Below are 15,247 nucleotides of genomic sequence, written 5' to 3'. Positions count from 1 at the left end.
GGAGGCCGCACTCCCCTGGTCCGGCGAGTGGCCGTGACCGGTCACACGCCCCGCACAGGTCCTCGCGGACCCGTTCTGGTCGTTACAGGCCGATGCCCGCGGCACCCAGCAGGTCACCGACCGGGTCGACGTCCGGGATCTCGGTGGCCTCGGGCAGCTCCTCGGGCAGCTCCTCGACGAGCTCCGGGGCCTGCTCCTCGACCTGCTCGGGCGCCTGCTCGGGGGCCTCTTCCGGGGCCTGCTCCGGGGCCTGCTCGGGGGCGGGCTCCTCGACGGCCCGGTCGGCGGTCTCGGTCAGGTCGTAGCCGACGGGCAGCATCTCGGAGACGGGCACCTCGGGCAGCTCACCGACGAGCGGCGCGCTGTCCATGGCCGCGGACTGCTCCTCGGTCTCGGCACTGTGGTGCACGACCTCCGCACCGTCGCCGGTGGAGCTCGCTCCCGCGATCCCCGCCACGGCGCCGATGGCGTTGCCGGACACGTTCACCGGGACGTCCAGGTCGCCGACGATCTGGTTGCCGCCGGCCAGCGAGCCGTTGCCCGAGGTCCGGATGTCGCGCTCGGCGTCCTTGACCTTGGCGGTGCTGTCGGTGGAGGCCGCGCCCGCGACGCCGCCCAGGGCACCGATGGCGTTGCCGGTGACGTTCACCGGGATGTCGCCGTCCACGACCAGCTGGTTGCCGCCCAGCAGGGAGCCGTTGCCCGAGGTGGCGATCGACTGGTGCTCGCGGACCGGAGCGGACTGCTGCAGGACGCCGGCGTCCACACCGGAGGTGTCCGGCAGGACCTGCGCGTTCTCGGCCACCTCGGTGACCAGGTCGGTCGCGGTGAGCTGACCGGACTGGTGCTCGACCTCGGCGGCCTGGTGCTCGACCTCGGCGGCCTGGTGGTGCCGGACGATCGCGTCGGCGTCGGTGGCGGCAGCTCCGGCCACACCACCCACGGCACCGACCGCGTTACCGGACACGTTCACCGGGACGTCCAGGTCGCCGACGATCTGGTTGCCGCCGATCAGCGAGCCGTTGCCCGAGGTAGCGATGTCCGGGTCGTCGCTCCCGTGACCGTGGTGACCCTTGCCCTTGCCCTTGCCCTTGTAGCCGTAGCCGTCGTCACCGGAGCTGTGGTGCACCACGGAGTCGGCGTCGGTGGCGGCCGCTCCGGCCACACCACCCACGGCACCGACCGCGTTGCCGGACACGTTCACCGGGACGTCGCCGTCCACGACCAGCTGGTTGCCGCCGGCCAGCGAGCCGTTGCCCGACGAGCGGACGTCGTTGTGGTTGTGGTCGATCACCTTGGCGTCGGAGTCCGTGCTGGAGGCGCCCGCGATCCCGGCCACGGCGCCGACGGCGTTGCCGGACACGTTCACGGGAACGTCCGCGTTGGCCACCGCCTGGTTGCCGCCGAGAACCGAGCCGTTGCCGCTGGTGGCCGCGTCGCTGTCGGCGTAGGCAATGCCACTGCCCAGGGCGACGAAGCCAGCCGCCAGGAGCACGGACTTCGCGGATGTGCTTGCCCACTTACGCATGTGGGAAGTCCTTTCGAGAAAACAGGTTGATGAGAAGTGCATGGGCCACAGGCCGTTCCACACCCCTGGGTAGGGCGCGGGCCTTCGGCCAAGGCCGGGGATCATCCGGTCGGCTCCGCACCTGGTCGGTGCGTGGTCTGCCGGGCTGCTGAGTGCGGCCCCGTCCGTCTCCGCTGGGTGCGTACGGACGACCCCACCCCGTCGATCAGCTCCGCTCTGGTTGAGCGGCGGCTGACGTGAACCCCGAGCACATGGCCGTGGCCGGTGCTGCGGGACTCGCGTCAACCCCCGGGCGCGCGGCCCGGGAGGCCGATCAGCTCTCGCTCTTGCGGCGCCTGCCGAAGAGCAGGAGCCCGGCGCCTGCGGCGACGGTGAGGATCGCGGCGGCGACCAGCCCGGTGAGCGCGCCCTGGTCGGCGCCGGTGACCGCCAGGCGGTGCTCGTCGGCGGGCGGAGCGGAGGGAGACGCGGACTCGGAAGGCGCCTCGGAGGGCTCCTCCTCCGCCTGCTCCTCGCGCTCCTTGTCCTCCGGGGGTTCCTCCTCGACGGGCTCCTCCGGCTCCTCTTCGACGGGCTCCTCAGGCTCTTCCGGGTACTCGGGGTACTCGGGGTACTCGGGGTACTCGGGGTAGTCGGGGTACTCGGGGTAGTAGCCGTCGTAGTCGCCGGGGTCTTCGTCGCTGTCCCGGGGAACGCTGGTGGAACTGGCACCGGTCACGCTGGCCTCACCGTCGGTGCAGTCGGCCCCGGCGAGTCCGAGGACCGCGATGGCGTTGCCGCAGACGTTGATCGGAGCGTCGATGTCCGCCTCGATCTGGTTGCCGCCACCGATCGAACCGTTTCCACTGGTCGTGGTGTCGGCGTAGGCGATGCCCGTGGTGCTGGCGAGGAATCCGGCTGTCAGAAGGGCGGCGAATCGGACGTGGGTTGTCTGGGTCATTGGATGTCCTGTCAACGAGGAGTTCTGCTGGATGCTCCTGATGACCGCGGACGGGATCCCGGCGTCAATGCCTGGGAAAGAGAGCACGCCCACCGAGAAGGGTGAGGCGGCTGTGCGCAGGGCGCACGGACCGGCCGCGGTCTGGAGCGCGACTAGTCAGGGGAGAAGGAGGGGTCGTCCGCGGCGTCGCGGACCACCAGGTTGGGGTCGCCGGGAAGGGCGACCCGCTGTGCCTGAAGCACCATGTGATCGGACCGGGCCATGAGGAATCCCGCGGCACCGGGCGTCGGGAAGGACGGGGCGGAGGCACCGGTGGTGTCCGGCCCGGCCTGGTACTCGGAGCCGCCGCCGATCAGGCGGATACGCTCCGCGGACTCGTCGTCGGAGTCCTCGTGGCCAGCGCTCTGCGATGCCTCGTCGGCCACGCGCCAGGACGTCTCGGCCACGTGTGCGGCGACCTCGTCGGCCGCGCGCGCCACCCGGTCCTGACGCTCGTCGCGCTCGTCCCGCTCCCGCTCTTCGAGCTCCTTGTCGGAACGCTGTTCCCCGGGCAGAACGGCGGCCGTGAGCTCCTCGTCGGAGCCCAGGATCGGCAGGCCCAAAGGCCCGCCGGGCTCAGCCACGGAATCGATCCCGCCGTCGCCGACCGTGTCGGTCAGGCCGGCAGCCACGCCTTCGACCAGGCCGGCCTCGCGCAGGGACTCGTCCGTGGACTCCACCACGTCCTGGCCGGTGCGGGCGACCCCGGTGACGAGGCCGGTGGCCTCGCGAGCGGTGTTGTCGACGGCTTGGCCGGTGTCGTGGACCACGCTGTTGGCGACCGCGCCGACCGTGCTCTCCTCAAGGGCCTCGCTGACACCCGTCTCCTGGAGCGCGGTCTCGGGAAGCGAGGACGCCTGCGGGACGACACTGTCGGCGATGGCCTCCGTGGAGGAGACGGCTCGGTCCGCGGTTTCGGAGATCCGGGTCTCCCGGATCTCGTCGGTGGCCTGATCGGCGCGTTCGGTGACGTCATCGACGCGGCCGTCGCCCAGGACGTCGACCCCGTCGTCGCTGAGAACACCGTCGACGTCACCGTCGCCCAGGACGCTGTCGACGAGCCCGCCGGACTCGGGGGAGGCCTCGCTGTGCGCGACGCCCATTCCCCCGGCCAGCCATGCGACGGCGACGATGCCGGACAGGAGCAGCAACCGGGCGTAGGTTCCACGGGCATTGCGAGCAGCGCGGCTGGGGGAAACCAGCCACCCTCGGCTCGCGAGCACCATGAATGCCCCTTCGTTTCGCTGCTGCTGGACGGTCCCGTGCGGCCGTGCCGCTTCCGGTCACACTGCGGGGCCCGACAAACGGAGACCCCGCCGCACTCAAAGCAACCTTAGCATCACGTTGGGTGACCGTGTGCGAGAAAGCGAACCGCGCCGAGAAGTTACTCGGCGCGGTTCGCCCATAGCGGGACATACTCGGGTCAGAGCACGGCGTCCCTGGTCAGCCGATGCCGACGACCGGTCAGCTCATGCCCACGAAACGGTCCAGCACCCGCACCCCGAACTGGAGGCCGTCCACGGGGACTCGCTCGTCGACCCCGTGGAACATGCCCGCGAAATCCAGCTCCGGCGGGAGCTTCAGCGGGGAGAAACCGTAGTTGCGCACCCCGAGTCGGGAGAAGCTCTTCGCGTCCGTACCGCCCGAGAGGCAGTAGGGAACAGCCTTGGCACCCGGGTCCTCGGCCAGCAGGGACTCCGACATCGCGTTGACAAGACCGCCGTCGAAGGAGGTCTCCACCGAGGGCAGGTGGTGGATGAACTCGCGACTGACCTTCGGGCCGAGGAGCTCGTCGACCTTGGCGAAGTACTCGTCCTCGGTGCCGGGCAGGAAGCGCCCGTCGACCTGCGCGGTGGCCTCACCCGGGATGACGTTGGCCTTGTAGCCACCGCCGAGAACCGTCGGGTTGAGGGTGTTACGCAGAGTGGCACCGATCATCTTGGCGATCGGCCCCAGCCGGGCCACCGTGGCGTCGACGTCCTTCTCGTCGAAGGGGATGCCGAACTCCTCGCAGATCTCCTCGAGGAAGGTCCGCACGGTCGGGGTCAGCTGCACCGGGAACTCGTGCTGGCCCAGGCGCGCGACGGCGGCGGCCAGCTCGGTGACCGCGTTGTCGCTGCTGACCATCGAACCGTGCCCCGCGGTGCCGCGCGCGGTGAGCTTCATCCACGCGATGCCCTTCTCCGCGGTCTCCACCAGGTAGAGGCGACGGTTCTCGTTGACCGTGAAGGAGAAGCCGCCGACCTCGCTGATCGCGGAGTCGCAGTCGGCGAACAGCTCAGGATGCTCGTTCACCAAGTACTGGGCGCCCCAGGTACCGCCGGCCTCCTCGTCGGCGAGGAAGGCCAGCACGATGTCCCTCGGAGGCTTGCGCCCCTCCCGGAGCCGCTGCCGCAGCATGGCCAGGACCATCGCGTTCATGTTCTTCATGTCGACCGCGCCGCGGCCCCACACGCATCCGTCGGCGACCTCGGCCGCGAAGGGGTGGTGGGTCCAGTCCTCCGGGGCGGCCGGCACCACGTCCAGGTGCCCGTGGATGAGCAGCGGCGGCCGGCTGGAGTCCTCGCCCGTGATCCGCGCCACCACGTTGCTGCGCCCGGGGTGCTTCTCGTAGATCTGCGACTCCACCCCGACCTCGTCGAGCCTGGTCGCTACGTACTCCGCGGCCTTGCGCTCCCCCGGCCCCGAGTGGTCGCCGTAATTGGAGGTGTCGAACTCGATCAGCTCGCGGCACAGGTCGACGACCTCGACCTCCGTCGCACTCAAGCCCTTGTCTGGTTCCGCCATCTGGCTCTCCCGTCTGCGTCCGCACCTTTTGCCCTAGACACTGCCACGGTCACCCCCGGGCGGAAAACTGGTTCGGGGCCCTTCAGACCTTTGCTATGGTTGAACCTGTTCGGCGCGAGAGCGACCGAGCGACCCAGTCCGGGTGGCGGAATAGGTAGACGCGCTAGCTTGAGGTGCTAGTGGCCGTTAAGGCTGTGGGGGTTCAAGTCCCCCCTCGGACACGTCAGTTTGTACATATTGCGCCCTTCGTGCGAGTTGAGGTCCGCCTCGGCTCGCACGACGCGTTTCACGGGGTGGTAGGTCAGGCGAAGGTCCAGCCCCGTGTAGAGGGCGCTCTTCGCCTCGCGGTCTGCTTCACGGATCATGGTGGCGAAGTCTCCTATCGCTTCGAGATGGGCCTCGATCTCGTTGGCTTCCAGCCGTTGCGGACCGTCCTCGCGCTCCTTGAGCTGAGCGTTGGCCAGAGCCCGGTCAGCCTTGACCTCCCGAATCCACTCCCCAACGATCTCCGGGTCTGTTCCCGACTCCAACGCGGCGCGGTAGCGAGAAAGCTTGGTGTCGCATTCGGCGAGCTTCTCCTCGGCCGCACGCTTTACGGCCTGGCCAGTCTCATCCTTTTGCTGCGACTCGGTGAGCAGACGAAGAGTCTCTTCTCTGCGCGTGGGCTCGAACAGCCTGGCGAGCCAGTCGTCCAGCACCGGAAGCACGTCGTCCTCCTTCAGATACACCGAACGCGGATGGGCCACGTGGTTGGCCATGGCGTACTCGTTGGGGAAGGTGCACCGGTAGTAGGGGCGCTGGTTGTTCCAGCTCCCCTGCATCCTGCGGTTGCACAGACCGCAGTGCAGCCGACTACGCAACGGATAGACACGCCCGGTGCTGCGCGGGCGGCGAGTCACGGCCCGGCGTCCCTTGACTTCGAGTAGACGCTGCGCCTGCGCGAAATCCTCGTCCGAGACCAGTGGCTCGTGCACGATCTCGTTCGAGACGACCCACTGGTCCTGGTCGTTCCACCGCAACTTGGTGGTGTAGCCCAGCGAGACGTCACGCACGTCGAGCAACTCTTCGGACTTGTGTTGCTTGTTCCACACCTGGTGGCCCGTGTAGCGGGGGTTCTTCAGGATGGCCCGGATCGCGTTCTTGGACCAGGCCAGTCCGGTGCGATGAGGGTTGCGCCGACGGTCGTGTGCCGACGGCGAGGGTATGCCCTCACTGGTCAACATCTCCGCGATGGCGAAGATCCCCAGCCCGCACAGGAAGTCGGCGAAGATCCTCTGCACGACGTGTCTGGTCACGGGATCCGGAACCATACGGTGCATGCGCTTGCCGTCCGCGGCCTTGGCCGGATTGGGGTGAGGGCCAGCGTCCTGAAGCATGTAGCCGTAAGGAGGACGTCCCCCCAGCCATCGACCCTCCAACTTGGCCTGTGCCGCCATGGCGGCCTGCACTCGCACCTGGATACGGGTGCGCTCGCCCTTACTGGTTCCGCCGAACACCGACATGATCATGGTGTGGGCCTCGTTACGCGAGTCGATCGCGCCCCCGACCTCGGGCACCCACAACGGCACACGGAAGTGATGGAACAACGGGAAGGTGTCATTGAACTGGGCGTCGTAGAAGACACGCTGGGGCTCGCCCACCACCACCGCATCGAACCCCCGATCGGGATCCTCCAACAGGCGCAGCAACCGCGATCCCTGCGGCCGACGACGCGGGGGCACAGAGCGCGACTTGTCCATGTCGAAGAACTCGGTGACGATCTGGCCTCGCTGGCCGATGAGCGCCTCGGCTCGGGTGCGTTGCCAGGCACGCGATGCTTCGGGGTCCTGGAGGTCGTCGGTGGACACGCGGGCCCACAGGGCGAACCTCAGCGGGTCCTCACTCGGGAGGTTGCTCTGGGTCATTCTGCTGGCCTCCTGGGCCGGGTTCAGAGTCGTGCGTATCGGACGAGGAGTGTTGTGCGTACGCACTGCGGACGATCCGCAGTAGTGCCCGGGCCGCTTCGGGGGAAAGGTCCGGCGGCTCTTCGGGGACGATCACACGTACTGGGTTCCTGGAGCCGGTATGGCTGTCAGGGTAGGACCCAGAACCTTCGTTTTCATAGTGTTTTAGCTGGTCAGAACCCTTCTCTTGCTCTTCAGCCACACAAACCTCCCTCGGAGGTAAGGTCCCGGAGAACGGCAATACCGGTACCAGTTCGGCAATGCCGCCCTTGCCGCTTCGATCCCTCGTTCACGTGGTGATGCTGAGGGCTCTGGATCCCGGGACCACTGCGCGGTGGAATGGGCGCACGGTCGTGTTCGAGGCATGAACGGACGTTGCCGAGATGGGATCGCGTACCGCGTAGCAACGAGACGGAGCAGGTAACCGGTTGGAGCCCTCTTCTCATTGGGCCTCCCAACGGGTTCTCGAAACGCCTTCGGCGCGTGGCCGCCGGGGCGGATGCCACCCTTCCCGAGGCGGCAGTGCCGCGACCGGCTGCCATCCGACCGCGCGCAGCGATGCCCCGGTTTCGTCGGCGCGGGTGTAGGTGACCAGGCGGTGGTAGGCCAGTGCCCGCGCGGCCCTCCAGGAGGCGGCGTAGAGCATCGAGCAGGCGTTGGGTCTGCCATTACTGGCGAGACGGGTGACTTCGAGGGTGCGCCCGTCATCGAGTCCTCGCGCGACCGGTCGTCCGACCACGGCAACAGCGACGAGAACACCGTCGTGGTCGGCAATACCGAGGCTGAACTTGTGTCCCCTCGGCGGTTTCAGGTGGCGATGCCAGACTTCGATGAACGCCTTCGCTTCAGTGAACGGCACGGGCACGAGCGTCAGCCTCATGTCGCCCCTCCCTCTGCGGCATGGGCCATCTCGGCCAGTAGGTGCCGGACGGCAGCAGTGGCCTGCTGCGGTACCACAGCGTTGCCGAGGGCCTGTAGTTGGGCACGACCCGGCATGCCGAGGTCCGGGTCGGTGACCCACCCCTGGTGGAGCAGCATCCACTCGACCAATTGAGCACGCAGTCGGGGCTGTGCCCGCCTGCCGGTCTCGATGGGCGCTGGTGCCGCTCTGCCGATCACCGTTTCCCAGCGCCGGATCGCGAGCCCGTAGTCCGCCCATGCGTACGCGAACGGCGGGTGTGCGTACGCGGCTGCGTGCCGTCGTTGCCGGGGTGCGTACCGATGACCCCGGAGGACAGCGTGGGGTTCCAGCGTGAATCCCTCTGGTGCGGGCTTGCCCTGGTGGCATCGCTGGCCAGCGGTGTGGGCAGCAAACACCCGGGAGCGCGGGTGCGGCTGGTGGTGTGCGCAGTGCAGGTGCGTGCGTACGCAGGCGGGTGACACAGCACGTCGGAAACCCGCACCTGGCGTCCGCGCCGCGTACGCACATGAGAATCCGACGCGCCCCGATCCCCGTCGCTGGCGCACGGGGTGGGCAACAACAAAGATGCGCTCGCGCCGGGGTGCGCCGATGCCGCTGGCGCGTACGCAACACGAGCGTGCGTCATACCCCGCGCGGGCCAGGTCGGCGCAGCCGGTACGCAGCGAGCCGATCAGCGTGTGCCGCTCGGTGGTGGTGGCTTTGGGCTGTGACAGTGCCCTGGCCATCACTGGTCCTCACCGCCCGCTGCCGGATCGGTGGCGGCATCGCCCCGGCACGCCCAGGGCGCGCACCCGCAGGGATGCCACCCGGTGTCCGTGCTCAGGTCGGCCTGGTCCAGTGGGACGCGGTCGGGGTGCAGGTAGAAGGTGGTGCCGTCCGGCATGCCGCGCAGTGCCGGGCTGGGGTGGCCGTGCCGCAGGGTGGTGTCGATCGATACCGCGTCGGCGAACGCCGCCGGGTCGGTGTCACGTAGATGTCGCCAGGATCGGTTGGAGCGCAGCGGGCAGGGGATGCATGCCAGGTCCAGGGTCGTGGGGAGCCCGTGCTGGGCCAGAAAAGCGGCGCAGTCGGTGCTCGTCCACCCGATGTCGATCACTGGGCGGCGAAAGCGGATATAGCGCGGGCCGGTCGAAGGCGGGGCCTGGGCCTGGGCCTGTCCGAGGGCGGTGCCGGTAGCGCACTCGGCCGCAACTCCGTCGGGGATCGGGGTGGGGCGGGGGTAGCCGAGCAGACGACGCACCGCGCTGGACAGTGCCACCCCTGGCGGTGGGCGCATCCCTGGGGTAGGCGTCCGGCAACGCGGTCAGCGGTGAGAGTGAACAACGGCAGCGGCAAGACTATGCCGTCGAGGCTGTCTCGTGCAGTATCACCGGTCCGGGCATGGATCCAGTCCATGCCGGACGCGGTGGCTCTGTGCCGCAACGCGTCCAGGTCATGGTGGGTCTGCTCAGGTAGCCAACCGGTGTCGGGCACCAGGACGGCGTCGAAGGTGCCGATCGCGCCGTGGGTGGCCAGGACGAGCAGAGTGGTGGCTCCAGGGCTGCCGTCGATCAGCAGGTATCGGGGGCGGGATGGGTGGTGGGTCATGGGTGGGTGGTCGGCTGAGTGTCGAACGCCTTACCCATCAAGAAGAACGAGATGCCGTTTTTCGCTCATTCCGATTGAGGTCATGCGTACGCAGCACGTACGCATCAGACCTTTTTCTCCTGCACACCCTGGACGCGGTGCAAGTCGAACTGACCCCCTTGGATGAGCAGAGAGTACGCAGTTCGTGAGCAAAACTCTGTACTGATCGTCTGCTAATTTTCTGCGAATCCGATGGTGCTCCATGGAACTCCCCGATACGTGAAGGGAGTTCGACATGGTGCACGCCACCACGGCAGACCAGCCATTCGAGGTACTGCGGCGCACGCTCACTCTACTCACCACCGGCCCCGGACAACCCGCCCTCCCCACCGCTGCGGTGGAGGGCATCGAAGCAGAGGAACTTACCGCCTCAGAGATCCTGGCCCTGCTGCGCCACGGCCCTCGGGAGGTAACCGACGGGCTCTGGCACCGCGTCTTTGCCCGGGCACGTGCGGGCGAGTCAACGTGGACGGTCATCGCGGCCGGAGGGGCGCTGCCCCGGATGGTGGCCGCCTGTTCACGCTACGCCCGAGTCCCCGAGCAGCACATCCCTGACCTGGAGTCCGAAGTACTGATCGCTCTGATAGAGCAGGTGCGATCCATCCCCGCTGGGGTGAGCGACGTGGGCGAACGGTTGTGGTCGGCGGCCACCAACACCGCGAGCGCCTACGCCTACCGCCACGCCCGCGACCGACGCCGCACGAGGGCGTGGCACCCCAATAGGTTCACGACCGCCCCGGCCGCCGGTGGGCGGGGGCCGGTAACGGTTCTGGCCGAAAGCGTGGCCACGGGACTGCTGACTCAGGCCGAGGCCGACTTGGTAGCTCGCACTCGCCTGGAGCGCGCCAAGCTGGCCCAGGTCGCCGATGAGATGGGGCTGGCCTACATCACCGCGCGGCGGTGGCGGCGCGGCGCCGAAGAGCGGCTGGAGAACGCCCTGGCAGGAAGTTCATTTCCGATGTGATGAGCGAAAAACGGCATCTCGTTCTTCTTGATGGGTGAGGAGAGTTCCTCCTCCCCCGCCAACGAGGACACACCAGCCGGGGCGGAGAAGGTGTTGAACGCCCACCACCGAAAGCGCCATTTGGAAAGGAGGAGTCGGCGCCTTCGCCCCGGCCTCTGATGCGTGTGTCCCGCTGGATTCTGGCGGGGTTTCAGCGAATCGAGGTGGCCATGATGGAGGCGGTCAAGAAATGTGCGCGCCCCGCCCTTACTGCGGGTGTGGCCGTAGTCCTGGTGCTGGCCGGGGGTGAGATCTCGCCCGTCTGGGCGCAGGAGGCCGAGGACCCTGGAGTCAGCGACCTGGACACCGTCATCAACAACATTAGGAATTGGTTGGTAGGTCTGCTGGTGGTGCTGGCCACGCTGCTGCTCACCATCGGCGGCCTGAGGTACCTGCTAGCCGGTGGCGACCCAGGCGAGGTCAACAAAGCCAAAGACACCCTGAAGTACAGCGCCCTGGGATACCTGGTAGCCATCCTCGCGCCGATCCTGGTCCAGATCCTGCGCGGCTTCGTGGGACTGCAATGAGACCGCGAACGCGGACTTTCGTGCTGTTTATCGGCGTCAGTGGCGGACTCCTGTGGGGCGCACCCTCTGGCGCCGAGGCCGCACTATCACCTGCGGATCTACCAGATGAGCCCGGGGAGACCACCCCCACTGACCCCGAGGAGTGCGGACGCCTCGACTACCCATGCCGGGCCGGTGTGACTTTCTACGAATGGGTGGCCGGGTTCATCGGGGATGCGATCGAGTTCACCATCACCCTTGCCGCGCTTCCCGCGCTGGCTACCCCACCCCCCACCGACGGGATCCGCACGATCTGGGGTGAACACCTCGCGGTCGCCAACAGTCTCTACGTGCTGGTGATCATCACCGCCGGGATCCTGCTGATGAGCTACCAGAGTGTGCAGACCTCCGCCGGAGCGAAGGAGCTTCTTCCGCGAGTAGTGCTCGGGTTCATCGCCGCGAACTCCTCGTTTTTGCTGGTCGAGATGATGCGGGAGCTGGCCAACGGCATCGCCCTGTCCATGCTCGACGGGGCCGCGACACTCGACAACGTCACCGAAACGCTCGCCAGGGTCTTCGGGAACCCGCGCGGCGAAGCGCTCGTGCTGCTGTTGCTGATGGTGGTCGGCTCACTGCTGAGCTTCTTCTTCATGCTGGCGGCGATCCTGCGCATCGTGCTGTGGATCCTGCTCACCGCGATCGCTCCACTGGCGCTGGCTTGCCACGCCCTTCCTCAGACCGAAGTGCTTGCGCGCCTGTGGTGGCGGGCGATGGGCGCACTCATGATCATCCAGATCGCCCAAGCCGTGGTGCTGCGCCTGATGGTGGTGCTCTTCCTCTCCCGCAACGCGGCCCCCGACTTCATCGAGGCCGCCGAGAACGTGGTCGATGTCCTTCTGATCATCTGCGCCATGTATGTGATGGTCCGCATCCCCTTCTGGGCGTTCAAGCAGGTGTTCAACTACCAGAACTCGCCCCTGGTCAAGGGGACCAAGCTGGTCGCCAGCCTGCTGATCTTCCGCGGACTGGGCAAGGCCTTCGCAGCCAAGAAGGGCGCAGCCGCATCCCGTGCTGCTGGGCGGCCCAGCGGACCAGGGCCCTCGCGCGCCAGCAGTGGCCGACTGGCCCCAGGCCAGGGCCGGGGCGGGGCGGGGCTAACCCCCAGCCGAGTCCGGGCGGACCGGGGCGCGGGCCGCGTCCCGGGGCCGGGACCGGGCCCGGGCGCAACCCGCGCGGCGGCCCTGGTCGTGGCACAGGGCCCGGACGTGGACGTCGTGGCCCGGGAAGTGGCCCGGGGCGAGGCCCGCGTGGCGGTCCCGGAAGGGGGACCGGACCTGGCCCAGGCCCAACTCCACCTCCACGCCCGGGGTCGGACCCGCGTGGTGGCCCTCGTCCCCGCAACCCGCGTCCCCGAAGGAGGCCCTAAGTGTCGCGTGTACGCATGCCCGCTGATGTCGAGCGCGAGGACAAGATCCTCGCAGGTCTCACCGCACGGCAACTCATCATCATTGCTGTCCCCGGACTTGGCGTCTGGGTCCTCTACCAGGCGGCAGGTCATCTGGTTTCGCCGCTGGCCTTGGTGGCGGTGGCCGTTCCCGTCATGGGCGGGGCGGTGGCCGCCGCCCTGGTCCAGCGCGATGGGCTCAGCCTGGACCGCCTAATGCTGGCCGCTCTCAAATTCGCTCACTCACCCAAGCGACAGTCCACCGATGCCCACCACGGCGCTCGGATACCGTCCTGGATCGACGCTCGCACCCCGCCCCTGCCAAGCCCACTGCATCTGCCGGTGGCAGCGATCTCTGATGAGGGCGTGGTGGACCTGGCCGAACATGGCTGCGCCGTGCTGGTGTCCTGTTCGACCGTGTCGTTCTCGCTGCGCACTACGAGCGAACAGGCCGGTCTGGTGAACGGGTTTGGCTCTTACCTGAACTCGCTCAGCGCCCCGGTCCAGATCCTCATCCGTGCGGAGTCCATCAAGTTGGACCCGCTGGTGGACGCCCTGGACCAAGCGGCACCGACGATGCCCCACCCGGCACTGGAGAGGGCCGCCCGCGGTCATGCGGATTTCCTCTCCGATCTCGCCCAGTCCCGAGACCTGTTGCGGCGGCAGATCGTTCTGGTTCTGCGGGAGACCGGCAGCGATGGCGCCCATGCCGCGGTCACCGTACGACGACGGGCCGAGGATGCCGTGCGCGCACTGGCCGCAGCCGGGTCCCGAGCCCAGGTGCTCACCGGGGGACAGGCCGCTGCGGTCCTGGCCTCCGCCTCCGACCCGTCCAGCAGGCACGTGCCTCCCGAAGGGCTTGCCAGTCCAGGATCGGTCGTCACCGGCCCCACCCAACCCGAGGAGGCATGAGGTGTTTGCCCGCAAGAAGAACCGCACCACAACTGCTGATGGGCAAGGGCAGGTGGCCGCTGAGGTGGAAATCGCACCCCGACACCTGCGGGTCGGTGGCGGAGTCAGCGCCTCCTGGGCGGTGACCGGTTACCCCGCCGAGGTCGGCCACGGGTGGATGGAGCCGCTGCTGACCTACCCGGGCCGTTTGGACGTATCCCTGCACATCGAGCCCATCCCACCCCAAACAGCCGCCGACCGACTCCGGCGACAGATGTCCAAGCTCGAAGCCTCCAGCCGCACCACAGCCGAAAAGGGCAAACTCGAAGACTTCGAGGCCGAGGTCGCAGCCGAAGACGCCCGGGAGATGGCCGCCTCCCTCGCCAGAGGCGAAGGAAAACTGTTCCGTGTGGGTCTGTACCTGACCGTGCACGCCTCCTCTGAGAAAGGCCTGTCCGAAGAGGTCGACCATGTCCGCTCGCTGGCCAGTTCGATGCTGGTCGACGTCCGCCCGGCCTCTTACCGTCAGTTGCAGGGGTGGATTTCCAGTCTGCCGCTGGGCGTGGACCTGTTGGAGCAGCAGCGCAGCATGGACACCGCAGCGTTGTCCGCGGCGTTCCCGTTCTCCAGTCCGGACCTGGCTGTGCAGACCACCGACCGGGCGGTGCTCTACGGGCTCAACGCCTCCTCGTCTGGGGTGGTGGTCTGGGACCGATGGAGGGGCGACAACTACAACTCGGTGGTGCTCGCCAGATCAGGCGCCGGGAAGTCCTACTTCTGCAAGCTCGAACTGCTCCGCAGCTTGTATTCGGGTGTGACCGCCGCAGTCATTGACCCCGAGGACGAATACACCCGCCTCGCCCAAGCCGTGGGCGGCACGGTCCTTCGGCTCGGGGCACCCGGTGTCCACGTCAACCCCCTCGATTTGGCCGTGGACTCCACAGCCCGGCGCGACGCGGTGAGCAGGCGAGCACTGTTCCTGCACACCTTGATGGCGGTAATGCTGGGCGGTGCCCTGTCCGCGCGCCAGCGCGCTGCCCTGGACCGGGCTCTGGTGGCCACCTACCGCGAAGCCGGAATCACCGGCGAGGGCGAAACGTGGTCACGCCCGGCCCCGCTGCTGGCGGACCTGGTGGGGGCCTTGACCCCGGTTCTTGGACACGGGGGTGATTGATTACGCCGCGGACGCCAGCATAGACGCCTGAGACGGGTGAGACGCCTCGAAAGCATTCGGAGCCAGATTCTGGCACCACGAATGCCGACGACAGGTGTTGTAGCGGTGGGCCCACCGGAACACCGTGCGCCGCAGCGTCACCTCGTCGGTGTAGGTGAGGGCGCCCGCGAGGGTCTCGCGCTTGAGCGTGGCGTTGAAGCTCTCCGCGACCGCGTTGTCCGCACTCGAGCCGATCGCCCCCATCGGCTGGACCACCCCCAGGTCCGTGCACAGTCCTTCGTAGGCCCGGGAGGTGTAGACGGGGAGTTCAATCCGCCGACCGACCCGTGGTCGGAGTGGAAGACCGCCCCTTGCAGCCCCCCGCGCTCACGCGCGGCTGCTGTGAGGGCGTCGGCCACCAGCTCGGTGCGCATATGGTCGGCCAGTGCCCACCCGGCGAGCTTG

12 protein-coding genes, 1 tRNA gene and 2 pseudogenes are annotated in these 15,247 nt (G+C 68.2%); 6 read left to right on the top strand and 9 right to left on the bottom strand.

Annotated features, from left to right (window positions below; translation table 11 throughout):
• Nucleotides 1–82 precede the first annotated feature (82 nt).
• The 4 genes from ACYVDG_RS23755 to ACYVDG_RS23740 form a co-directional block, all read right to left on the bottom strand.
• Complete coding sequence (locus tag ACYVDG_RS23755; protein WP_460757798.1) at nucleotides 83–1,528, bottom strand: hypothetical protein; 1,446 nt, start codon at nucleotides 1,526–1,528, stop codon at nucleotides 83–85.
• Nucleotides 1,529–1,841: 313 nt separating this feature from the next.
• Nucleotides 1,842–2,468: a chaplin family protein gene (locus ACYVDG_RS23750; RefSeq protein WP_460757797.1), complete on the bottom strand. Its 627-nt coding sequence runs from the start codon at nucleotides 2,466–2,468 to the stop codon at nucleotides 1,842–1,844.
• A 152-nt stretch (nucleotides 2,469–2,620) separates the two neighbouring features.
• Nucleotides 2,621–3,733 carry a hypothetical protein gene (locus ACYVDG_RS23745; protein ID WP_460757796.1) on the bottom strand — a complete coding sequence of 371 codons (1,113 nt, stop codon included), beginning with the start codon at nucleotides 3,731–3,733 and terminating at the stop codon, nucleotides 2,621–2,623.
• Between the two features lie 238 nt (nucleotides 3,734–3,971).
• Nucleotides 3,972–5,294: a M20/M25/M40 family metallo-hydrolase gene (locus ACYVDG_RS23740; protein WP_460757795.1), complete on the bottom strand. Its 1,323-nt coding sequence runs from the start codon at nucleotides 5,292–5,294 to the stop codon at nucleotides 3,972–3,974.
• A 136-nt stretch (nucleotides 5,295–5,430) separates the two neighbouring features.
• Between ACYVDG_RS23740 and ACYVDG_RS23735 the strand changes: the two genes are divergently transcribed.
• Nucleotides 5,431–5,515: transfer RNA gene (locus tag ACYVDG_RS23735), tRNA-Leu, on the top strand.
• On the opposite strand, the gene ACYVDG_RS23730 is transcribed toward ACYVDG_RS23735, so the two are convergent.
• The 4 genes from ACYVDG_RS23730 to ACYVDG_RS23715 form a co-directional block, all read right to left on the bottom strand.
• Nucleotides 5,471–7,198 carry a recombinase family protein gene (locus ACYVDG_RS23730; protein WP_460757848.1) on the bottom strand — a complete coding sequence of 576 codons (1,728 nt, stop codon included), beginning with the start codon at nucleotides 7,196–7,198 and terminating at the stop codon, nucleotides 5,471–5,473. The genes ACYVDG_RS23735 and ACYVDG_RS23730 overlap by 45 nt on opposite strands.
• A 481-nt stretch (nucleotides 7,199–7,679) precedes the next feature.
• Nucleotides 7,680–8,117 (bottom strand): XF1762 family protein, encoded by a 438-nt coding sequence (locus ACYVDG_RS23725; protein ID WP_460757794.1) that lies wholly within the window; start codon nucleotides 8,115–8,117, stop codon nucleotides 7,680–7,682.
• On the bottom strand, nucleotides 8,114–8,356 hold the full coding sequence (locus ACYVDG_RS23720) for a hypothetical protein (RefSeq protein WP_460757793.1): 243 nt from the start codon (nucleotides 8,354–8,356) through the stop codon (nucleotides 8,114–8,116). Before ACYVDG_RS23720 ends, ACYVDG_RS23725 begins: the two co-directional genes overlap by 4 nt.
• Nucleotides 8,357–8,883: 527 nt before the next feature.
• Nucleotides 8,884–9,417: a hypothetical protein gene (locus ACYVDG_RS23715; RefSeq protein WP_460757792.1), complete on the bottom strand. Its 534-nt coding sequence runs from the start codon at nucleotides 9,415–9,417 to the stop codon at nucleotides 8,884–8,886.
• A 603-nt stretch (nucleotides 9,418–10,020) separates the two neighbouring features.
• On the opposite strand from ACYVDG_RS23715, the gene ACYVDG_RS23710 reads away from it, so the two are divergent.
• The 5 genes and pseudogenes from ACYVDG_RS23710 to ACYVDG_RS23690 all read left to right on the top strand — a co-directional run bounded on the left by ACYVDG_RS23710 (nucleotide 10,021) and on the right by ACYVDG_RS23690 (nucleotide 14,803).
• Nucleotides 10,021–10,749, top strand: coding sequence for a hypothetical protein (locus tag ACYVDG_RS23710; RefSeq protein ID WP_460757791.1), 729 nt, complete (start codon nucleotides 10,021–10,023; stop codon nucleotides 10,747–10,749).
• Between the two features lie 257 nt (nucleotides 10,750–11,006).
• Nucleotides 11,007–11,315, top strand: a complete 309-nt coding sequence (locus ACYVDG_RS23705; RefSeq protein WP_460757790.1) for a pilin — start codon at nucleotides 11,007–11,009, stop codon at nucleotides 11,313–11,315.
• Between the two features lie 1,420 nt (nucleotides 11,316–12,735).
• Nucleotides 12,736–12,933: pseudogene (locus ACYVDG_RS23700) on the top strand (PrgI family protein); the annotation flags it as partial.
• A 147-nt stretch (nucleotides 12,934–13,080) separates the two neighbouring features.
• The gene (locus ACYVDG_RS23695; RefSeq protein WP_460757855.1) at nucleotides 13,081–13,650 is read left to right on the top strand and encodes a hypothetical protein; all 570 of its coding nucleotides are present in this window, start codon (nucleotides 13,081–13,083) and stop codon (nucleotides 13,648–13,650) included.
• Between the two features lie 64 nt (nucleotides 13,651–13,714).
• Nucleotides 13,715–14,803 (top strand): VirB4 family type IV secretion system protein, encoded by a 1,089-nt coding sequence (locus ACYVDG_RS23690; protein WP_460757789.1) that lies wholly within the window; start codon nucleotides 13,715–13,717, stop codon nucleotides 14,801–14,803.
• On the opposite strand, the pseudogene ACYVDG_RS23685 reads toward ACYVDG_RS23690, so the two are convergent.
• A pseudogene (locus tag ACYVDG_RS23685) lies at nucleotides 14,804–15,247 on the bottom strand (transposase); the annotation flags it as partial. It abuts the gene before it with no gap.

The organism is Nocardiopsis oceani (assembly GCF_054777395.1).
Note: the sequence above shows the minus strand (reverse complement) of the source record. Positions and strands in the feature narration are given on the sequence as shown.